The 25,648-nt window shown below is 65.7% G+C and carries 1 protein-coding gene; it reads left to right on the top strand.

Annotated elements, in window-relative coordinates:
• Positions 1 to 27 precede the first annotated feature (27 nt).
• Entirely contained in the window at positions 28 to 25,644 is a 25,617-nt protein-coding gene (locus B9Z47_RS19150; RefSeq protein WP_108330376.1) for an Ig-like domain-containing protein, read from the top strand.
• Positions 25,645 to 25,648 lie beyond the last annotated feature (4 nt).

The raw sequence follows: 25,648 nt of genomic DNA, 5'->3' as shown, positions 1-25,648 counted from the left end.
TTTGCATGCCGACTTTTAAGGATTGATATGACCGAAAAAACCATCGCCGCGACCCCCAAAATTCAATTCATTGAGAAAAGTACGCAGAACAAAGGGCCCAAAGATGTGGTGCACGACCTCCGTGCGCGCATGGGCGATGAAGGTCGAGCGTTGGTGGTGGGCGCACAGCCGAACACCCGTTATGAGTTGCTGGACACGGTGACGCAACGCGGTGCACAAAAGGTACGCGCCAACAGGGTGGGGCACCATTTGCACATCTTTTTGGAGGGCTCGGAGCAAGCCGACGTGGTGGTGGAGAACTATTACGACGAGGCGATTGTTCAATTTCCAAACGATATTTTGACGGGCATGACGCCAAAAGGTGACTTGTCTGTTTATGTCATCGACGAGATCTTGCGCCCTGGCCTGGTGACGCTTTACAACGCCACACAACCGATTGTGCTGCTGCAAGCGAATTGGACGCCCTGGTTGCTGGCGGGGGCTGGACTTGTGGGGGCGGCTATGTTGTTGGACGCCAAGGGCAGGCCTTCCGATGCCGCTGCACCACGGCCGCCAGCCGCACCCACCGCCTACCTGGACGCGGCCAGTGACAGTGGCACACAAGGTGACAACATCACCAACGACACCACGCCCACGCTCAGCGGCACCAGCACCGCGGGTTACCGCATCACCGTCAAAGATGCCGCAGGCCAAGTCATTGCCACCGCCGTCGTGGGCAGTGATGGCGCCTGGAGCGCGACCCCCACGGGTGATTTGCCCTTGGGTTTGAACAGCCTGAGCGTGACCGCTACGGATGCTGCAGGGCTGACCAGTTCCGCCACGGTGGTGGCACTGACGCTGATCAGTGAGAGTTCGCCCAAGCCCCCGAGCCCGAACCCGACTGAGCCCACCGTCTACCTGGACTCAGCCAGTGACAGTGGCACGCAAGGTGACAACATCACCAACGACACCACGCCCACACTCAAGGGCACCGGCACCGCAGGGCACACCATCACGGTCAAAGATGCGGCTGGCCAGGTGCTGGCCACGGCCTTGGTCGCAGACAACGGCACTTGGAGCGCCACGCTCGCTCAGGCCTTGCCGCAAGGTGCGCAAACACTCAGCGTGACCGAGTCCAATGCCGCAGGGCAAAGCAGTCAACCTGTTGCGCTGGCCTTGACCATTGACAGCATGGCCCCCGATGCACCACCGATCTGGATGGCGCCTGGCAGTGACACGGGCGTCATCGGTGACGGCATCACGCAGGAAACCCGTCCCGCCATCATGGGCACGGGCAGCCAAGGGGACCGGATTCGGGTGGTCATGCCTGAAACCGGCGAGGTGCTGACGACCACGGTCAAGGCCGACGGGACTTGGACGGTCTCGCCCACACAAGCCTTGACGCCTGGATTTGCCGGTCAGGTCGCGGTGACCGCCACGGATGTGGCGGGCAACACCAGTGCACCGAGCTACCTGCCCATCCGCATTGTGGTGGGTGATCTGAGCATTGTGGGCAGCGTCACGGCAGGTCCTGTGGATGCGGGCGTGACACTCTACGCTTACGACGCGCAAGGCAGCTTGCTGGGTTCAGGCAGCATCCAGGCCAATGGCACTTACCGCATCCTCGTGCCTGAGCGCGGCGATTACCGGGGCGCGGTGTTGCTCAAAGCCATCGACAGCAACGCAGGGGGGGCCAATTACCGCGACGAGGTCACGGCGGCGCACAAAAGCCTGGGCACCCCGCTGCGTGCCATGGGTGTGGCGCAAGAAGGCCAAACCCAATTTTTTGTCAGGGACCTCGACGCCGAATTGGTCATCCACATCACGCCCGTGACCGAATTGGCCACCCGCAAAGCGGGCGTCACCAACGACAGTGCACCTTCCGTGGCACAGATCACGCAAAACAACCAGGCTGTGGCCAAGGCACTGGGCCTGGACAATGTGGACATCACAGCCCGTCCAGAGGCCACCAACAGCCCGCAGTTTGACGCCACCAATGGGTTGACCGCCAGCGAGAAATACGGGCTCTTGTTGGCCAAGCTGTCCGGACTGGATGCGCGCAACGGCGGCAGTGTGGCCGTGAGTCTGGCGCAACTGGAACAAAACATCGATACCCAAAACGGCGGCAGCATTCAGCCCGAAGGCGCTGCTTTGGTGGACCAGGGGCGTCAATATGCCCTCAAAGCACTCATTGCCGCACCCAGCGACGCAGAAAAAACATTCGCAGCCGACAGCGTGCTGAACCGACAGTTGCTCGGCGATGTCATCGTCCAGGCTCAAAACGTCGATGCCAATGGCAAGTTGGTGGTCAGCGGCACCGCTTTGCCCGGCAGCACGGTGCAAGTCACTTTGCCCGATGGCAACACCCAAACCGCCACCGCCGACGCGCAGGGAATTTTCACGCTCACCAGCGTCAGCGCGCAGTCCCGGCTCGACATACCTTTGAAGGTGGTGGGCTCCGATGGCCTGAATCAACCGGCCGCGCACACCGCCCCGGCTGCACCCGAAGTCGACACCGGCAATGGCAAGCTGGTCAGTGGCACCGGCACACCCGGCACCACGGTCACGGTCAAGGACAGCTCTGGCAGCGTGATTGGCACCGCCACCGTGGATGCCCTGGGTCAATGGAGCTTCGTCCCGGCAACGCCGCTGGCAGACAATGCCGTGCTCAAAGCCTCTGCCGCCGACGCTTTGGGCAACGTGTCGGGACCCGGCGCTGGCGAGGTGGATGTGGAGCAAGTGAGCGTGCGTCTGGCTGAGGCGGCGGATGGCTACATCAACGCCGCAGAAAAAGCCAGTGGCGGTGGCATCAACTTCGACATTGGGCTGCCAGCCTCTGCCAAAGCGGGTGACGCGGTTCGCACCGTGGTCAGCTTGCCCGATGGCACGTCACTCACAATCGAAGAAGTCCTCACCCAAGGGCAGATCGATGCCGGATTCATCACCCGCAACCTGAGTCCCGCGCAATTGGCCACCGACGGCCTTTACAACGCCGGCATGTCGTTGGTCACCCAAGTGGGTCAAAGCGCAGCGGTGCGTCTGGGCTTCATCTTGGACACGACCGCGCCGCAAGCGCCCATCGTGGCCCCGTCCAATGGCCAGTATGTCAACGGCACAGCCGAACCCGGCACCACCGTCACCGTGCTGGATGGCGCAGGTCAGGTCATTGGCACAGCCGGCCCCGTCGGCGCAGACGGCAACTGGACTTTGCTGCCCGCACAACCGCTGCCCAACGGCACGGTGCTCAAGGCCACCGCCACCGATGTGGCGGGCAACACCAGTGCACCCGGCAGCAACAGCGTCAGCACCCATGCATTGCTGATCACGGGAGCCATTGACAATGTGGGGCCGCAACTTGGCTTGCTGTCCGACGGCGCCGCCACCAACGACACCAGCCCGCAACTGGCCGGCACTTTGGGGGCCGACTTGTTGCCAGGTCAGACCCTGGTGGTTTACCGGCAACTGGCCGATGGCACGCCGGTGAAGGTGGGCTTGGCCAACATCAGCGGCACCGCCTGGACCTTCCAGGACGGCGCGGGCACAGGCCTGAATGCGCCTTTGACCGACGGTCACTACACCTGGCAAGTGGTGGTCGAAACCAGCAGCGGCCCCGTCTCTGGCCTCACCCCTTCGGGCTATTTTGATCTGGTGGTCAACACTACGGCGCCCACAGCACCTGTCACCGCTGTGCCGGAGGCCAGTGGTGCCGACACCTTCATCAACGCCGCCGAAAAAGCCTCCGATGCGGGCGTGCCCATCGTGACCTCATTGGCCCCGACCGCGCAAGCCGGGGATGTGGTCACCACCACCGTCACCTTGCCCGACGGCAGCACCCAAGTGCTGACCCGCACGCTCAGCGTCGCTGACATTCAGTCCGGCAAGATCAGCCAGCTGCTGGCCCAGAGTGCTTTGAGCGCCGACGGTGCCTACAGCGCCAGCACCACCATCACCTCCGCCGTCAACGGTTTGGTCAGTCTGCCCACCGTCAACGGCTTCACGCTGGACACCAGCCCCCCGGCCGCAGGCACCGGCGCGCTGGACGCGTCCAGCGACAGCGGCACATTGGGTGACCACAAAACCAACGACAGCACGCCCGCTTTGAGTGGCACGGCCGAGGCCAATGCCACGGTGCAAATCGTGGTCAACGGCCAGACCTACACAGCCACCGCCAATGCCCAAGGCACATGGAGCCTGCCCGCCACCGCCAGCTTGCCCGATGGCACTTACACCCCCGTCATCACCGTCACCGACGCGGCGGGCAACAGCAGCGCCGCCACCAACGGCACGCCTTTCAAGGTGGATGCTTCTGTTCCCGCCGTGGGCACCGGCGCACTGGCCACCGCCAGCGACACCGGCACCTTGGGTGACAACCGCACCAACGACAACACCCCTGCGCTCAGCGGCACGGCCGAGGCCAACGCCACGGTGCAAATCGCCATCAACGGCCAGACCTACATCGTCAGCGCCAACGCCCAAGGCGAATGGAGCCTGCCCGCCACGGCCACCTTGCCTGACGGCAGCTACACACCCGTCATCACCGTCACCGACGCAGCAGGCAACAGCAGCACCGCCAACGGCACGTCGTTCACGGTGGACGCCAGCACCCCGGCCGCAGGCAACGGCGCACTGGCCGCTGCCAGCGACACCGGCACCTTGGGTGACAACCGCACCAACGACAACACGCCCGCGCTCAGCGGCACGGCCGAGGCCAACGCCACGGTGCAGATCGCCATCAACGGCCAGACCTACACCGTCAGCGCCAACGCCCAAGGCGAATGGGTTTTGCCCGCCACGGACGCACTGACTGACGGCAGCTACACACCCGTCATCACCGTCACCGACGCAGCAGGCAACAGCAGCACCGCCAACGGCACGCCGTTCACGGTGGATGCTTCTGTTCCCGCTGCGGGCACGGGCGCACTGGCCGCCGCCAGCGACACCGGCACCTTGGGTGACAACCTCACCAACGACAACACGCCCGCACTCAGCGGCACCGCCGAGGCCAACGCCACGGTGCAGATCGCCATCAACGGCCAGACCTACACCACCACGGCCAATGCCCAAGGCGAATGGACATTGCCCGCCACGGCCGCACTGCCTGACGGCAGCTACACACCCGTCATCACCGTCACCGACGCCGCAGGCAATAGCAGCACCGCCAACGGCACGCCGTTCACGGTGGATGCTTCGGCACCCACCACCCCTGGGGCGCAGATTCCGGATGCCTTGCACGGCGTCAACGCCACCGAAGCGGCCGACGGCGTGGCCCTGGTCATCGGCTTGCCCAACGACGCGGTGGCCGGTGACACGCTCACCAGCGTGGTCACCCAACCCGATGGCAGCACCTTCACACTGACGCAAGTGCTTATCGCGGCCGACATCACGGCAGGGCAGGTCACACAAACCGTGGCCTTGTCGAAACTCAAGCCAGGCAGCAGCTACCTCGACGGCAGCTGGACCACCAGCACCACGCTCACCGACGCTGCAGGCAACACCAGCCCGGCGAAGACGGACGGCTTTGAACTCTCGGCCAACGCCCCCACGCTCGCGCTGAACACCGTCGCGGTGGACGACACCGTCAACGCCCTCGAAAAAACTGGTGACCTGCCCCTGAGCGGCACCACCACCGCCGAGGCCGGGCAGGCCGTCACCGTGCAGCTCATGAGCGGAAGCACCGTGCTGGGCACCTACTTCACCGTGGTCAAGGCCGACGGCACGTTTGCGCTCAACATCCCACAAGCCGATTTGCCTGCCGATGGCCCTTACACCCTGACGGCCGACGTCAGCAACTTCGCAGGCACGCCCGCCGCACCCATCACCAAGCCGCTCACTTTCGACACCAGCGCGCCCACCATCAGCGTCACCAGCTTGGCCGGTGATGTGGTCAGCGCCACCGGCAGCGGCACCTTTGACGGCACCGAGCGCGGCTTCAATTTGACCGACTACACCCTCAGCGACACCGTCACCACACCGCCCGTCATCAGCGGCACCACCACCGCCGAAGCAGGGCAGGTGGTCAACGTGCTGTTCAACCAAGTCACCTACACCGCCACGGTGCAAACGGGCGGCACCTGGTCCGTTGAACTGACACAGGCCGAAGCCAAAGCCCTGGTGCACGGCACCACCTACGCCATCACCGCCAGCGTGAATGACCTGGCGGGCAACCCGTCCGTGCCCGACACCGACAACCACCTGGTCGTCAACATCGCGCCGCCCGACGTGCCCACCGTCAACCCGCAATACACCGGCATCCTCACGCCCGTCATCACCGGCACCGCGCAAAAGCTCTCCAGCGGCAGCCCCATCGCCCTGGCCGCTGGCGACACCCTCGCCATCAAGCTCAACGGCCTCACGGTCACCGCCACCATCCAGGCCAGCGGCACCGCCACCGACATCACCGGCGTCACCTACGACCCCGCCACCAAAACTTGGAGCCTGGCCACTGCCACCGCAGGCAGCTTTGGCTTGGCCGACGACCGCACCTACAACGTGCAAGTCAGCACCACCACGGCGGGCGGCACACTCACCCGCAGCGACATCAGCGCCGGTGAACTCGTCATCGACACCACGCCGCCCACCATCACGCTCAACCCCATCTCGCCCGATGGGGCAGGGGCCAGCGTCATCAACGGCGCAGAGCAAAACCAGCCCGTCACCCTGACCGGCACCACCACCGCGCAAGTTGGCTCCACCGTCACCTTGACGTGGCTCGACAGCACCAGTGCCACCCTCTTCACAGCCACCGCCACCGTGCAAGCGGGCACCGCAGGCGGTGCCAACACCTTCAGCATCCCCGTCACTGGCGCTGCCATCGGTGCATTGACCGACGGCACCTACACCCCACAAGTCAGCGTCACCAACCTGTTTGGCCTGACCGGCACCGACACCGAAAGCTTGCGCGTCGACACCACCGCCCCCAGCGCCCCCACCGTGGCCCTGCCCGAAGCGCTGGGTGGCATCAACGCCGCCGAAGCGCTCAGCAACAGTGGCACGCCGCTCGTCGTCACCTTGCCTGTTGACGCTGCCGTGGGCGACACCGTCACCACCCTCGTCACCAACCCCGACGGCACCGTGCTCGTGCTCACGCACGTCATCGTGGCCAGCGACCTGCCCGCCGCACAAGGCGGCACTGCCACCGGCACCGGCCCCTTCACCGTCACCCAAACCATCCCGTCCAGCGCCTTGACGGTTGACGGCCCCTGGACCACCCGCACCACCGTCACCGACACGGCGGGCAACGCCAGCGTGCCCCAGACCGCCAGCTTCACGCTCGACACCGCCGCCCCCGGCGTGCCCGGCGTGGCCTTGCCCGAAGCGCTGAACGGCGTCAGCGCCGCAGAGGCACTGAGCAACGGCGGCACCCCCATCAACGTCACCCTGCCGGGCGACGCGTTGGTCGGCGACACCGTCACCACCGTGGTCACCTTGCCCACCGGCGGCACCCTCACGCTCAGCCATGTGCTCACCGCCGCCGACATCGTGGCCGGCAGCATCGGCCAGCTCATCCCCACCAGCGCGCTCACGCAAGACGGCACCTGGTCCACCAGCACCACCGTCACCGACCTAGCGGGCAACACCAGCGCCCCGCGCACCGGCAGCTTCGTGCTCGACACCACGCCGCCTGCGGCCCCCGCCGCCGCACTGGCCACCGCCAGCGACACCGGCACCCTGGGCGACAGCACCACCGCCGACAACACGCCCAGCATCCGTGGCACCGGCACGCCTGGCGACACCATCACCGTCACCTTCCCCGGTGGTGAGGTCAAAACCGTGGTCGTCGCGGCCGACGGCAGCTGGTCCGTCACACCCACCACGCCCCTGACCGACGGCGTCAACACCGTCACCATCACCGCCGCCGACCCGGCAGGCAACGTCAGCGCCCCCACCGCGCTGCCCCTCACCATCGACACCACCGTGCCCGTGGCCCCCACGGCCGCGCTCGCCGCCGTCAGCGACACCGGCACCGTGGGCGACAGCCTCACCAACGACAACACGCCCACCCTCAGCGGCACCGGCGTGCCCGGTGACACCATCACCGTCAAAGACGCGGCAGGCAACGTCATTGCCACAGCCGTCGTTGCACCCAACGGCACCTGGGCGGCCACGCCCACCACCGCCTTGCCCGACGGCCTGAGCACCCTCAGCGTCACCGCCACCGATCCGGCAGGCAACACCGGCCCCGCCGTGGCGCTGCCCATCACCATCGACACCGGCGCACCCGCAGCCCCCGCCGCCGCATTGGCCGTTGCCAGCGACAGCGGCACTTTGGGCGACGCCATCACCAGCGACAACACGCCTACCATCAGCGGCACCGGCACGCACGGCGACACCATCACCGTCACCTTCCCCGGTGGCGAAGTCAAAACCGTCGCCGTGGCCTCCGATGGCAGCTGGTCCGTCACGCCCACCAACCCCTTGGTTGACGGCCTGAACAACATCAGCGTCACCGCCACCGACCCGGCAGGCAACACCAGCCCCGCCACGAGCGTGCCCGTCACCATCGACACCACGCCGCCCGCCGCACCGCTGGCAGACGTGGCCGCCGCCAGCGACACCGGTGCCAGCAACACCGACAACATCACCAGCGACACCACGCCCACCATCAGCGGGGCAGGGGCCACACCGGGCGACACCATCAAGCTCTATGCCCCCAACGGCACCACCGTGCTCGGCACGGCTGTGGTCGCGGCCAACGGCAGCTGGGCCATCACGCCCACCACCCCACTGGCCGAAGGCCTGAGCACCCTCAGCGTCACCGCCACCGACCCGGCAGGCAACACCAGCGCCGCCACCCCCGTGCCCGTCACCATCGACACCACGGCACCGGCCGCCCCCACCGTTCACGGGCAAGACACCAACGACAGCACCCCCGTCATCACCGGCACCGCCACCCTCGGCGCGGGCGAGACCTTGCAAGTCACCGTCAACGGTGCCACCTACAACGTCACCGTCGGCACAGGCGGCGTCTGGAGCCTCAACACCAGCGCCGTCGCGCCCGTCAGCGGCACATTGGGTGCGTTTGTCGATGGCCAGACCTACCCCGTCACCGCCACCGTCACCGACGCGGCAGGCAACGCCACCTCTGACACCAGCACCAACGAACTGCGCTTTGACAACACGGCCCCCTCGGTGCCCACCGTCAACCCGCTGGCCACCAACGACAGCACCCCCGTCATCACCGGCACCGCCAACTTGTTGGCGGGCGAAACGCTCACCGTCACCGTCCACGGTGCCACCTACAACGTCACCGTTGCCAGCAACGGCACCTGGCGTCTGGACACGGGAGCCACCACGCCCGCCAGCGGCACCCTGGGCGCGTTCGCCAACGGCACCAGCTACCCCGTCGTGGCCACCATCACCGACTTGGCCAACAACGCCACCAGCGACACCAGCACCAACGAACTGCGGTTCGACACCACCCCGCCCGCCACCCCGGCAGGCGACGTGGCGTCTGCCAGCGACACCGGCAGCAGCAACACCGACAACATCACCAGCGACACCACGCCCACCATCGTCGGCACCGGCACCGCAGGCGACACCATCACGCTTTACGCCCCCAACGGCGTCACCGTGCTGGGCACCGTCGTGGTCGATGCGGCGGGCCACTGGTCCATCACGTCCACCGCTTTGCCGCAAGGCACCAGCGCGCTGCAAATCACCGCCACCGACCCGGCAGGCAACACCAGCGCCCCCGCCGCCGTGAGCGTCACGATCGACACCACCGCCCCGGCTGCACCCGCCGCCGTGCTCGACGCCAGCAGCGACACCGGCTTGCTGGGCGACAGCCAAACCAAGGACAACACGCCCACCCTCAGCGGCACCGGCGAGCCCGATGCCACCATCACCATCAAAGACGCTGCGGGCAACACCATCGCCACCGCCACTGTCGCCCCTGACGGCACTTGGTCCGCCACCCCCACCACCGCGCTGCCCAACGGCCTGAACGCCCTCAGCGTCACCGCCACCGACCCGGCAGGCAACGTCAGCCAGCCCACCGCGCTGCCCATCACCATCGACACCACCGCGCCCGCCGCGCCTGCAGCCGCCTTGGCCAGCAGCAGCGACACCGGCATCCTGGGCGATGCCAAAACCGCCGACACCACACCCACCCTGAGTGGCACCGGCACGCCCGGCGACACCATCACCATCACCATGCCCGCCACAACGGCGTTCCCCAACGGTGAAATCCTCACCGTTGTCGTCGCACCCGACGGCAGCTGGTCTGCCACGCCCACCGAGGCACTGGCCGACGGTCCGAACAACATCCTCGTCACCGCCACCGACCCCGCAGGCAACACCGGCCCCGCCACCACCGTGCCCGTCAGCATCGACGCCTCGGCACCCGGCGCACCGTCGCCAGATGTGGCCGCTGCCAGCGACACCGGCACCAGCAACACCGACAAGCTCACCAGCGACACCACGCCCACCATCAACGGCACCGGCGCAGCCGGTGACACCATCACGCTCTACGCGCCCAACGGCACCACCGTGCTGGGCACCGCCGTGGTCGATGCAACAGGCCACTGGGCCATCACGCCCACCACCGCGCTGCCCGACGGCACCACCGCCCTCAGCGTCAAGGCCACCGACCCGCAAGGCAACACCAGCGCCCCGGGCACCGTGAGCGTCACCATCGACACCACCGCCCCCGCAGCCCCCACCGCCATGCTCGACAGCGGCAGCGACACCGGCAACCTGGGCGACAGCAAAACCAGCGACACCACGCCCACCCTCAGCGGCATGGGCGTGCCCGGCGACACCATCACCGTCAAAAACGCTGCGGGCACCGTCATCGCCACCGCCACCGTGGCAGGCGACGGCAGCTGGAGCGCCACGCCCACCACCGCGCTGCCTGAAGGCCTGAACACCCTCAGCGTCACCGCCACCGACCCGGCTGGCAACACCAGCTTGCCCACCGCGCTGCCCGTCACCATCGACACCACCGTGGCCGCGCCTGCCATCAGCCCCAGCAACGGGGCAGGGGCCGTCACCGGCACCGGCGAGCCCGGTGCCACCGTCATCCTCAGCGCAGGCGGCACCATCCTCGGCACCGCCGTGGTTGACGCCAGCGGCAGCTGGAGCCTTCCGCTCAGCACCGCGCTGGCCAACGGCACCGCGCTCAGCGCCACCCAGACCGACCTGGCGGGCAACGCCAGCACCCCGGGCACCAGCACGGTGGACACCACCATGCCCAACATCGCCCCCACCAACGGCACCGTCATCACCGGCACCGGCACGCCTGGCGACACCATGGCACTCACGCTGCCCGACGGCACCGTGCTTCGCAATGCCAACGGCGCACCCCTGACCGCCGTGGTGGCCCCAGACGGCACCTGGACCGCCACCCCCGGCGCACCCTTGCCCGACGGCACCACCCTCGTCGCCACCGACACCACCACCCTCAAGACCGGCACCCAAGTGGTCGACGCCACACCGCCTTCGGCCCCCGTGGCCAGCCTGGCGCTCACCAGCGACACCGGCACCGTGGGCGACGGCGTCACCCAAGACACCACCCCCACCCTGAGCGGTGGCGGTGCCAGCCCGGGCGACACCATCCAGCTCTACGCCCCCGACGGCACCACTTTGCTCGGCACCGCCGTGGTCGCGCCTGACGGCACCTGGTCCATCACCGTGCCCACCGCACTGGCCGACGGCACGCACAACTTCAAACTGACGGCCACCGACCCCGTGGGCAACACCAGCGCCCCCGCCACGCTGCCCGTCACCATCGACACCACCGCGCCTGCGGCCCCCACCGCCGTGCTTGACAGCAACAGCGACAGCGGCACCCTGGGCGACGGCATCACCAGCGACAACACGCCCACCCTCACGGGCACCGGCACGCCTGGCGACACCATCACCATCACAGACGCCGCTGGCAACGTCATCGCCACCGCCGTGGTCGGGGCAGGGGGCACGTGGACAGCCACGCCCACCACCGCCTTGCCCGATGGCGTGACCACCCTGGCCATCACCGCCACCGACCCCGCTGGCAACACCGGCCCCGCCGCATCGCTGCCCCTGACCATTGACACCACCGCACCCGCTGCCCCCGCCGCCGTGCTGGCCAGCGTCAGCGACAGTGGCACCCTGGGCGACAGCACCACCCAAGACACCACGCCCACCCTCAGCGGCACCGGCACGGTGGGCGACACCATCACCGTCAAAGACGCGGCTGGCAACGTCATCGCTACCGCCACCGTGGCAGGCGACGGCACCTGGACAGCCACGCCCACCACGCCGCTGCCCGAAGGCACCAGCACCCTCGCCATCACCGCCACCGACAAGGCAGGCAACACCGGCCCGGCCACATCGCTGCCCATCACCATCGACACCACCGGCCCCGCAGCACCTGCTGCCGCATTGGCCAGCGTCAGCGACAGCGGCAAGCTGGGCGACAGCACCACCACCGACACCACGCCCACCCTCACGGGCACCGGCATGCCCGGCGACACCATCACCGTCAAAAACGCGGCAGGCACCGTCATTGCCACCGCCACCGTCGGCACAGATGGCACCTGGACAGCCACACCCACCACCGCCTTGCCCGAAGGCGTGAACGCCCTCAGCGTCACCGCCACCGACCCGGCAGGCAACACCGGCGCAGCCACCGCGCTGCCCATCACCATCGACACCACCGCGCCTGCGGCACCCGCCGCCGCGCTGGCCTTGGTCAGCGACACCGGCACCGTGGGCGACGGCACCACCACCGACAACACGCCCACGGTCAGTGGCACCGGCACGCCCGGCGACACCATCACCCTCAAAGACGCCGCTGGCAACGTGCTGGCCACCGCCGTGGTCGCCGCCAACGGCAGCTGGACAGCCACCACCCCCACGCTGCCCGACGGCGTGAACGCCCTCAGCGTCACCGCCACCGACCCAGCCGGCAACACCAGCGCCCCCACGGCGCTGCCCATCACCGTGGACACCAGCGTCGGTGCGGTCAGCATTGCGCCCACCAACGGCGTGGGGGCCATCACCGGCACCGGCGAGCCCGGTGCCACCCTCACACTCAAAGACAGCGCCACCGGCTTGCCCGTGGGCACCGTCACCGTCGGCCCCGACGGCAGCTGGAGCGTGCCGCTCACTGCAGCCCTGCCTGACGGCACCGTGCTCAGCGCCACCCAAACCGACGCCGCAGGCAACACCAGCAGCCCCGACACCGAAACCATCAACACCGCCATCCCGGTGCTCGCGCCCAGCAACGGCACAGCACTCACCGGCACCGGCAAACCCGGCGACACCATTGCCATCACCGTCAACGGCGCGGCCGTGCTCGACGGCGCGGGCCAACCGCTGACCGCCGTGGTCGACGCCGACGGCAACTGGACCGCCGTGCCCGGCAGTCCCATCCCCGATGGCTCCACCGTCACCGCCACCGACACCGCCAGCGGCCTGACCGACACCACCGTGGTTGACGCCGCACCGCCCGCCTTGCCCCTGGGCGTTGTGGCCACTGCCAGCGATACAGGCACCAGCCACACCGACAGCATCACCGCCGACAACACGCCCACCATCACCGGCAGCGGCACGCCTGGCGACACCATCACGCTGTTTGCAGCCAACGGCAGCACCGTCATTGGCACCGCCGTGGTCGGGCCAGACGGCAGCTGGGCCATCACGCCCACCGCCGCACTGGCCGAGGGCGTACAAGCCCTCAAGCTCAACGCCACCGACCCGCTGGGCAACACCAGCGCGCAGTCCACCGTGACCGTCACCATCGACACCATCGCCCCCGCAGCCCCTCAGGCGGCCCTGGCCAGCGGCAGCGACAGCGGCACCCTGGGCGACAACACCACCAGCGACACCACACCCACCCTCAGTGGCACAGGTGAGCCCGGTGCCACCATCACCCTCAAAGACGCCGCTGGCAACGTGCTGGCCACCGCCACCGTGGCCCCCAACGGCAACTGGAGCGCCACCACCACCGCGCTGCCCGAAGGCACCAACGCCCTCAGCATCACCGCCACCGACGCAGCCGGCAACACCGGCCCCGCCACGGCGCTCACGCTCGTCATCGACAGCGTGGCCCTGGCCCAACCCGCCGCGCCCGACCTGACCACCGCCACCGACCTGGGGGCCAGCGACACCGACAACCTCACCAGTGTCAGCACCCCGGCGCTGGCCGTCACCGCGCCGCCTGCAGGCGGCTCGGTCGTGCTCTATGTTGACGGCGTGGCCGTGGCTGCCACCTACAACGCCAGCACCGGCACCGTCACGCCCACCGTGGCCCTGACCGACGGCCCACACGCCATCACCTACGCCGTGGTCAACGCCGCAGGCAACGTCAGCCCCGTCAGTGCCCCCTTGTCGGTCACCATCGACACCCTGGCCCCGGCCCAGCCCGCTGCGCCCGACCTCACGGCCGCCACCGACAGCGGCAGCAGCCCCACCGACAACACCACCCACGTCAGCACCCCCGCGTTGGCCGTCACCGCGCCGCCCGCAGGCGGCTCGGTGGTGCTCTTGGTCGATGGCGTCCCGGTTGACGCCACCTACAACGCCACCAGCGGCACCCTCACACCCGTGGTGCCACTCACCGACGGCGCACACGCCATCACTTACCAAGTGGTTGACCCCGCAGGCAACGCCAGCTTGGCCAGTGCCCCTTTGTCGCTCAACATCGACACCACAGAGCCAGCCGCCCCCGGCGGCATCCTGGCCGCCATCAGCGACACCGGCACCCTGGGCGACAGCACCACCAGCGACGCCACGCCCACCATCACCGGCAGCGGAGCCACCCCTGGCGACACCATCACGCTTTACGCACCTGACGGCACCACCGTCATCGCCACCGCCACGGTGGCCGGCGACGGCAGCTGGTCGGCCACGCCCACCGCCTCGCTGGCCAACGGCGCGCAAACCCTGCACATCACCGCCACCGACCCGGCAGGCAACACCAGCCCCGCCAGCGACCTGGCCCTGACCATCCAAAACTCGCCTACGGTTTTCAGTGGCGACACGGTCCTGGCCATCATGGAAACCAACGTGGCCCAAACCGTCAGCGGCACGCTCGGCTTCACCGACACCGACGGCCCCACCACCATCACCGCGCTCACCAACGCGGCGGGCACCGGTGGCTACGGCACCTTCACCACCAACGCCAGCACCGGCGCATGGTCCTACACCATGAACACGGCGCAAGACGCGCTCACGGCAGGGCAGGTGCTCACCGACACCATCACCGTCAGCGCCGCCGATGGCAGCAGCCAAGTGCTCAGCGTCACCATCACCGGCACCAACGACCAGCCCTACACCGTCAACAACGACTACGTCACAACCCTTGAAGACGCCGCCGCGCCCGTCAACGGCGTCACGCAAGGCACGCTGATCAGCAGCCTGTATCTGGCCAGTTCATTCAACGACGCCGAAGGCACCATCGCCGGTGTCGCCTTTGTCGGCCCCAGAACCATCATCAGCGCCAACCCCGGCCTGCGTGCCGCCTGGTACAGCAGCGACGGGGGCGCCACCTGGCTCAGCCTTGACACGGCCATCGCCACCGCCAGCACGAGCAACGCTTTCATCCTCGGGGCCAATGCACGCTTGTATTTCCAAGGCCCAGCCAATGACTGGGGCACCTTCCTGAGCGCGCCTGTGCGCCTGTGGGACGGCACCGACAGCGCGACCGTCGGCAGCTACAAAGACATCAGCAGTCTCACGGGTGCCAACGGCGCCTACTCGGCCGCTGACACCACCTTTTCATTTGTTGTCGTCGGCGTCAACGATGCCCCCGTCAACACCGTGCCTGCCGGGCCCATCAACACCAGCCCCAACACGGCCCAGGTCATCACGGGTTTGCAAGTGGCCGATCTCGATGCGTCCAACACCGTCATGACCGTCAAGTTGGCTGTGACTTCGGGCACGTTGACCATGCTCAGCGGCTCCGGCGTCACCGTGACCGGCAGTGGCACGGCCACCGTCACCCTGAGCGGCACCCAGAGTAACCTCAACACCCTGCTGGCCACCACCGACGCGGTCACCTACACGCCCACCACCGGCTTCCTGGGCAGCGACACGCTGACCATGACCACCACCGACAATTTTGTGGGTGACCAGTGGAACACCGGGCCAGCCCTGAGCGACGTCGACACCGTCGCCATCAGCGTGCAGCAAGAGCAGGTCTCCGTCGCCATCACCCACATCACCACCGACAGCGGCACCAGCAGCACCGACGACATCACCCAAGACAAAACGCCCACCATCAGCGGCACCAGCGACCAGATCAACCGGCCTTTGACCCTGACCATCGCAGGCGTCACCTTCTCGGTCATGACCGACGGTGACGGCAACTGGAACGTGGACACCGGCGCGCTCAGCCCCACCTCGGGCATCTACGACAAAACCGTGGGCTTTGCCGACGGCGTCAAAGCCATCAGCGTCAGCGTGGCAGGCGACATGGGCGGTGTGGGCACCGCCACCAGCAGCGTCACCATCGACACCGCAGCCCCCGCCGTGCTCGTCACCAGCGTGTTTGGCGACGCCGTGGGCGCAGCAGGCAACGGGACCTTTGACGGCACCGAGCGTGGCTTCAACCTGTCCGACTACACCCTGAGCAGCAGCGTCACTCCGCTGCCCGTCATCAGCGGCACCACCACCGCCGAAGATGGCCAAGTGGTCACCGTCACCCTCAACGGCAAGAGCTACAGCGCCACCGCCGCCTCTGGCGCATGGTCGGCCAGCGTGCCCTCGGCCGATGCCGTGTTGCTCAACCACGGCAACACCTACGCCATCAGTGCCAGCGTCAGCGACATCGCGGGCAACGCGGCTGTGGCCGACACCAACAACGGCGTGCTCGTCAACATCGCCCCGCCCGACGTGCCCACCGTGGTCAGCCAAACCACCCTCAGCACCACGCCCACCCTCACCGGTGTGGCCAAAAAATTAGATGGCAGCAACAGCATCAGCTTGGCCGCGGGTGACGTGCTCACCGTCGTCGTCAAAGACAGCGGTGGCGCAGCGCTGACCAACGGCACCTACACCCTGACTGTGGGCAGCACCAGCAGCCCCGCAGGCCTGAGCTACAACACCACCAGCGGTGCCTGGACACTGGCCGTGCCCGCAGGCTTATTGCCCGCCACACTGGCCACTTACAACATCGATGTCAGCACCAGCGTCACGGGCTTCCCAGCACGCAGCGACATCAGCAGCGGCGAACTGCAAATCGTGGTGGCCCCCACCATCATCAGCATCCCAGAATCCACCACCATCAACGTGGCCGAAGCCGCCAGCCTGGGCGGCACGCCGGTCAACGTCGGCCTGACTGGCACTGGCGCAGTGGCAGGCCAAACCATCACCGTCACCTGGGGTACGCAGACCTTCACGCAAGTGCTCACGGCCACCGACATCACCAATGGCAGCGTCGCCATCGTGGTGCCCACCGCCGCCTTGCAAGCCGAAACCCCGACCAACATCAGCGAGAACGTGGCGGTCAGCGTGTCGCTGGGCAATGGCGTGACCAGCGCGGCCACCACCGTGGGCGTGAACTTTGTCACGCCAACTGCACCCACCATCAACTCGGTGAGCTGGACGTCTACCGGCGCGGGCAACACCAGTTCCATATTGGGTATCCCCGAGGCCAATTACGACCGCCAATTCACCGGCTTTGCCACTTATACAGGCGGTACGCTCCTCGTCGACAACCAGCTCTACTACAGCGAAGCCATCGCCAACAGCGGCACCATCATGCGGGTGCAGTTGCCCACGGCCGGTGTGGTCGGAGCGACCAATCCGGCCCTGGCAGGCGACACCCTCAAGGTGACCTGGGGCACCCAAACCCTGACCGGCTACACGCTGCTTGCAGCTGACATCACCGCCAAATACGTCGATGTCGTGGTGCCCTTCAGCGTCATCAGCGCAGAACTGTTTGGCACAGTGCCCGTCACCGCAGTGGTCACCAGCGCGGCCAGCGGCAACAGCTCGCCTGCAGCAAGCCTGAACGTGAACTGGGCCTATGACCTGCCCATGGACAACCTGACCAGCCTGAGCGCCGGTTTTGTCATCAACGGCCGCAGTGCCAGCAGCGGCTCGGGCAGTCAGTACCAAACGCAAGGCGTGGTCAACGTGGGCGACGTCAATGGCGACGGCTACGACGATTTCTCTCTGGTGGAAACGACCGGGGGTGCCAAATACGTTGTGTACGGCCGTCCGGGCATGACCGCAGTGGAGCTGTCGAGCCTGACCGCCGCTGGCAACACCAACGGCTTCATCGTCAGCGGTGGCACTTACTACAACACCACCGCAGGCGACTACAACGGCGATGGTTTGAACGACATCCTGGTTCAAAACAGCACCACCGGCAGCTACGTGGTGCTGGGCAGCACCGCCAGCCCGGGCGCGATCAACGTGACCAGCATGGCCGCCAGCCAAGGCTTCAAGATCACATCGCCCACCTACAACGTGGTGGCCCCCACCTTCATTGGCGACACCAACGGCGACGGCCTGGACGACATGATTCTCAACTTCGAGAACGGTGCCAGCGGCGTTTACGGCAACTTCGTGCTCTACGGCAGCACCGACATTTCGAGCCTGACCATTCCAACCGGTCAGACCGGCACCTTCACCAACGGTTTCTTCATCAACACCGGTGCCACCACCGCTGCTTCAGGTTCGCGCACCTTTGCCAAGAGTGGCGACTTCAACGGCGACGGTTACAGCGACTTTGTGATCAACAACTACAACGCGGTCACTTCCACCACCCAAGTTCCTGAATACGTCTACTTTGGTGGACCCAACCTGTCGGGCATCACCTCCAGCAGCATGAGTGCGGCAGGCAGCGGCCGCGGCTTTGCCATCTATGGGCTCACGGGCAACCACGAAGTGTTCTACAGCACGACCACCGGCGACATCAACGGCGACGGCTTGGACGACATGGTCTTCAACGACAAGGCCACCAACGCCTATGTGTTGTTTGGCAAAACCAGCGATGCACCGGTCTATGTGTCTGCCTTGAGCGCGGGCGTGGGCGGTTTCGCGATCAACGGTGCCGTGCAAGACGTTGACGTGGTGGGCGACTTCAATGGCGACGGCCTGGCCGACATGGTCGTGACCCAACTCGCCGGGCAAGTCAACGGCGTGAACGTGGGTGCTGATTACTTGATCTACGGACGCACGGGCACCAGCGCGATCACGCTGAGCAACGTGGCCCCTTCCGAAGGGTTCCGCATCGACGGGCCTACCGGCGTTGGCACCAATTTTGGGCAGTCGGTTGCGGGCGGTGGCGACATCAACGGCGACGGCTTTGCCGACCTCATCATCACGGCCCCGGCCGATGACCCGACAGGCCGCACCGATGCAGGCATCACCCGTGTGATTTATGGCGGTCCTGCTGCCTTGAATTCCATGACTTTCCAGGTCCTCAACGGCGACGCCATCGGCACCACCGGTGCCGACAGCCTGGCAGGCACCAGCGGTGCCAACCAATTGGTCGGTGGTGACGGAGACGACACCCTGACCGGCGCAGGCGGCGCCGACGTGCTGTACGGCGGGCGAGGGGACGACACACTCGTCATCGACGCCAGCAACATCGCGGCGCTGGCCACCAACAGTGGCAACACCACGCAGGCCATCGCCCGTGTGGATGGCGGCAACGGCACCGACACCTTGCAACTCATGGGTTCGCTGGACTTGGGCACCATCCGCCCCGCAGCCATCCAGAGCATCGAGCGCATCAACCTGTTCTCCGCAGGCACCTCGCTGACCATGGGTCTGCTGGATGTGTTGGGCTTGTCCGAGAAGAACAACCCGTTCAACACCGCCACAGGCTGGACAGCCGCTGCCACAGGCGGTGCCACCAACTGGGATGCCGTGAACAACGGCGCGCAAGTGGTGGTGGACGGCACCGCTGCCAACGACCTGTACCTGACTGGCGCATGGCAGAGCATTGGTTTGGTGGAGCGCACCGAAACCGTCAACGGCTCACCGGTCACCAAAACCTACAAAGTGCTGAGCGACCTGACCAAGGCCGAGGCCCAAGTGCTGGTGGACAGCAACGTCAAAGTGCACATGGCCCCCACGGTGGTCAGCACGGCCAACGAGTTGGCCGGTTCGTTGAGCCTGACCGAAGCCAACAGCAGCGGCGGCACGCCGGTGCGCATCAACTTGACCGACACCGATGCCGCCGCCAACATGACGCTCACCCTCAACTGGGGTGGTCAGCAGATCACGGTCACGCTGTTACCCGCAGACATCACCAATGGCTATGTGGATGTGACGGTTTTGACTGCAGCCCTGACGGCAGAAACGCCTGTTGGCACCGCAGAAAACGTGGCCGCTTCGGTCACGCTGACGAGCAGCACGGGCACCACGGTCGCGCAGTCTGCAGCACAACCCATTGCGGTTGACTTTGTGACGCCCACCACGCCCAGCATCAACTCGGTCACCTGGGCCGCCACAGGGGCGGGCAACACCAGCTCGCTGATGGGCATTCAAGAAGCCTATTACGACAAGCAGCTCAGCGCTTTCACGGCCACCACCACCGGCTTTGTGATCGACAACAAGCTGTACTACAGCGAAGCCGTGGCCAGCGCCAACAGTGGCACCTTCATCCGGGTGCAACTGCCCACCATCGGTGCCGTGCCACCCGCCGCCAACGACACCCTGACCGTCACATGGGGCTCGGTCACGCTGCCGGTCATCACGCTGACCACGACCGACGTGACCACCAACAAATACGTCGACATTGCGGTGCCGTTCAGCACCATTGACAGCCAGGCGTTTGGCAATGTGCCGGTCACCGCAACCATCACCAGCGCGGTCTCTGGCAATACTTCGTTACCGGCTACCGTCAATGTGGACTGGTCCTACGATTTGCCTGTTGCACAGCTCACGTCTTTGAGTGCAGGCTTTGCCATCAACGGCGTATCGACTGCCGATGGCACCGGCAACCGCTCTGAGGGGGTGGTCAACCTTGGCGACATCAACGGCGATGGTTACGACGATTTGTCGATCAACCAGATCACCACCGGGGGCGATGTTTCGACCTACCAGTACATCGTGTATGGTCGCTCAGACTTGGCAACCGTTGAGCTGTCTGGCTTGTCCACAGTGGGCAACACCAATGGTTTCGTGATCAACGGAAGCTCGGACAACACCACCCGGGGTGGCGACTTCAACGGCGATGGCTACAGCGATTTCATCATCAGGCAAAACGGCACGACCTCCTATGTGGTCTATGGCGGCAGTGCCAGCCCCGGGCTGCTCAATATCACCGCCCTGGCAGCGAGTGCGGGTTTCAAGATCACGCTGGCTTCGACGAGCTCATCGACAGGAACCGTGGTGGGTGACGTCAACGGCGACGGTTATGACGACATCTTGTTCAACATGCCGTCCGGCGAAAACTTCTTGCTGTATGGCGCGGCCACCACCGCGAACTTGACCCTGCCCACCGTGACCACGGGCACCTACACCAACGGGTTCTTCCTGGGCAAATTTGGCAGCGACACATCGGGCGGTGCTTTGCCAACGGCCAGCGGTGACATCAACGGCGACGGTTACAGCGATTTCGTCTTGAACAGCTACGGCACCACAGCCAACGGTTATGTGGTGTTCGGTGGTTCCAACCTCAGCAGCATTTCTCTCGGGGGCCTGGCTGCGGCAAGTCGGGGCTTTGCCATTTCGAACTTGAGTACAGCCGGTGCTTGGTCTTATCTGGCCAACAATATGGGCGACGTCAACGGTGACGGCATGGCCGACTTCGTCATCAACGGGGGCACTGCGCCCAACAATTCGGCCTTTGTGGTGTTTGGCAAGACCGACTACAGCACGGTCACGCTCAGCACCTTGGGCACGACATCTGCGGGCTTTTCGATCAGTGCAGGCGCGAACGCGGCCATCACCGACGTGGACATGATCGGCGACTTCAACGGCGATGGCCTGGCCGACATGGTTCTGGCCAGCATGGGGGCCACCATTGACGGCGCGGTATCTGGCGCTGCTTATGTGGTGTATGGCCGAACAGGCGCCTCGCCACTCTCGATGACGGATTTGTCAGCCAGTGAAGGTTTCCGCATCGATGGTCTGTCGGGCATCCGGTTCTCTTCTGCGGTGAGTGGCGCTGGCGATGTGAACGGCGATGGCTTTGACGATGTGGTGATATCGGCACCCTTGGACAGCCCAACCAGCGGCCGCGCCCAGGCCGGTATCACACGCGTGATCTACGGCGGCGTTGACAAGCTCGAAAGCATGACCTTCCAGATCGCCAACGGCGATGTGATTGGCACCAGCGGTGTCGACACGCTCACTGGCACCAGCGGCAACAACCAGTTGGTCGCGGGCGACGGCAACGACACCTTGATCGGCAACGGCGGCGCGGACGTGCTGTATGGCGGCCGGGGTGAAGACACCATCGTCATCGACGCCAGCAACATCACGGCGCTGGGCACCCACAGCGGCAACGACACGCAGGCCATCGCCCGTGTGGACGGCGGCAACGGCATCGACACCTTGCAGCTCACCGCCTCTTTGGACTTGGGCAACATCCGTCCAGCGGCCATTCAGAGCATTGAGCGCTTCAACCTGACGGGCGCGGGCACCTCGCTGACGCTGGGTCTGATGGACGTCATGGCCTTGTCTGAAAAGAACAACCCGTTCAACACAGCCACCGGCTGGACAGCCACGGCCACGGGTGGGGCCACCAACTGGGATGCTGTGAACAACGGCGCACAGGTGGTGGTGGACGGCACCGCCGTGAACGACCTGTACCTGAACGGCGCATGGCAGAGCCTTGGTTGGGTGACCAACAACGGCAAGACCTACAAGGTGCTGAGCGATTTGACCAAGCCCGAGGCCCAAGTGCTGGTGGACAGCAACGTCAAAGTGCACATGGCCCCCACGGTGATCACCACCGCCAACGAGTTGGCCGGTTCGCTGAACCTGACCGAGGCCAACAGCACAGGCGGCACCGATGTGCGCATCAATTTGGTGGACACCGATGCCGCCGATGGCATGACCATCAGACTGAACTGGGGCGGCCAGACGGTCTCGTTGACACTGACGGCTGCAGACATCACCAACGGCTATGCCACGCTGCCTTTGACTACCACCCAACTGACAGCGGAAACACCCGCTGGCACTTCTGAAAACGTGGCCGCATCGGTCACGCTGCTCAGCGGCACCACCCCGGTCGCGCAGTCTGTGGCGCAAGCGGTGGCGGTGAACTTTCTGGTGCCGACCACGCCGATCATTGACAGCACGCTGTGGTCTGGTGCCAACACCACCAGCACGCTCACCGGTATTCCTGAGGCGAGCTACGCGATGGACACCACCGTGATGCCCGCAGCGGCTGGCTTTCTGGACAACACCTTGTATTACTCCGAGGCAACCAACTCGGCCGGCACGGGCGGCACGATCATGCGGGTGCAGTTGCCGACCACTGGGCTTGTGCCCACCGTGGCTGGTGACACGCTCACCGTGCGCTGGGGTGACCAGGTGATCAATGTGGGTGCCATGTCGGCCACCGACATCACCAACAAATACAAAGACGTGACGATCTCCCAAGCCACGCTGGAGACGCAAGCCTTTGGCAACGTGGTGGTGTCTGCCGAGATCAGCAGCGGAGCCAGCGGCAATACGTCTTTGACATCGCCGCTCACGGTGAAGTGGGCTTATGACTTGCCTTTGGCGCAGCTGCACAGTCTGAGCCAGGGTTTCCAGATCGAGGGCAACTCGTCTACCAGCAAACTCGGTGTCTCCAACGAGAACCAGGGCGCGCAAAACGTGGGTGACGTGAACGGCGATGGCTATGACGACCTCCAAATGACCGACCTCAACGGCAACCGTTACATCGTCTATGGTGGCAACCGCTTGGGTGCGCTGAACGTGGCGGATTTGACTGCTGTTGGCAACACCAACGGCTTCATGATCGCCAGCACGGGCAGCTTGCAACCGACCCGGGGTGGTGACATCAACGGCGACGGTTTGAGCGACATCCTGATCGGCAACGGTAGCAACAGCTACATCATCTTTGGCAAGACCACCAGCATTGGCAAAGTGACGTTGGCTACCTTGGGCACCAACGGCTTTGCTTTCACCGGTTCGAACATCAATGAGCCGAGCGTGGTGGGTGACGTCAACGGTGACGGCTATGAAGACATGCTGTTCAACAACAGCACCAACTTCAACAACTACCTGGTGTTTGGTGGCACCAACTTTACGCCGGGCGGCAGTGTGGCTTTGCCCACCGGCACCTCGGGCACTTTGGCCACGGGCACCGGCACGGGCACCACGTATGTGCAGATCACCAATGGGGGTTCTTACAGCTCAGGCGGTGTCATCTCCACCTTGCATGGTGACTTCAACGGCGACGGTTACAGCGACTTTGCCTTGGCGCAAGTGCCCACCACGGGCATTAGCACCGGCCCGGTCTATGTGTACTACGGCAGTGCCAGCGTGACGCCTTGGAACACCGCTTCGGTCACGTCGAACAGTGGCCGTGGTTTCCAAATTACTGGCTTGACGGGTCTGAACAGCGTTAAGTTCGAGTCCACCAACATGGGCGACATCAACGGCGACGGCATGGACGACATCGCGTTCAACGACGGCACCACTCGGGCCTTTGTGCTGTTTGGTAAAACCAACAGCACCTCGGTCAGCACGACCGATCTGACGGCAGGCAATGGTGGTTTCATCATCAATGCGGGCGCCATCAACGTCAACTCGGTGTTGACCGACGTGGACGTGGTGGGCGACTTCAACGGTGACGGCCTGGCCGACATGGTGGTCAGTAACTCCAGCATGTACACCAGTGGAGTGGTCGGTGGCGGGGCTTATTTGGTGTACGGCCGCACCGCCACCACAGCCCTGACGCTGGATTCGCTGGAGGTGTCGGAAGGCTTCCGCATCAGCGGTTACTCGTCTACACAGGGCAAGACCTTGGGGCGCACGGCCACGGCCGCTGGCGACTTCAACGGCGATGGCTTTGCCGACTTGGCGCTCACCACTTATGGCGGTGAGGTCACGGGCATGACGTCGGCATATGTGAACGATGCTGGCATCACGCGCGTGGTGTACGGCGGCGTCGAGAAGCTCGAAAGCATGACTTTCGAGTCGGCCAACGGCGATGCCATCGGCACCACCGGCGCAGACACGCTGGCGGGCACTGCGGGCAACAACCAGATCGTGGCCGGTGATGGTGCCGATACGCTGACCGGCGCAGGCGGTGCAGACGTGCTGTACGGCGGACGCGGCGACGACCGGATCGTCGTCAACGCCGACAACTTGGCCAAGCTGGGCATCAACACCGGCAACAACTCGGAGGCGATTGCCCGCGTGGACGGCGGCGCAGGCATCGACACCTTGGCGCTGGACGGCGGCGACATCATGCTGGACCTGAGCCTGGTGAGCGGCCCCGCCCTTCAGAACATCGAGCAAATCGACCTGACGGGCAGCGGCAACAACACCTTGAAGCTGAGCCTGCAAGACATGCTGCAAAGCTTTGACAACTCCAACGTGTTCAACAGCAGCAACACCACCAGTGGCCTGACCGCCAAAGTGACCAAAAACCAACTGATGGTGGACGGCGATGCAGGCGACAAAGTGGTGTTGAGCGACTTGGCCAACTGGATGGCCGCTGGCGTCGTGAATGACAGCGGCGATTTGTATGCGGTCTACAACCACAACACCAGCGCGCAGCAACTCTTGATCTCTCAAGCAGTTCTGGTGGCGTGATGCC

Origin of the sequence: Limnohabitans sp. 2KL-1, assembly GCF_003063435.1 — a bacterium.
Taxonomy (GTDB): Bacteria; Pseudomonadota; Gammaproteobacteria; order Burkholderiales; family Burkholderiaceae_C; genus Limnohabitans_A.
The sequence above is the reverse complement of the archived record's forward strand: the minus strand, read 5'-3'. Positions and strand labels throughout refer to the sequence as shown.

What these genes read in the sequence shown, in the direction of transcription:
- B9Z47_RS19150 (WP_108330376.1), top strand. Translation starts at nt 28, where the DNA reads ATGACCGAAAAAACCATCGCCGCGACCCCCAAAATTCAATTCATTGAG.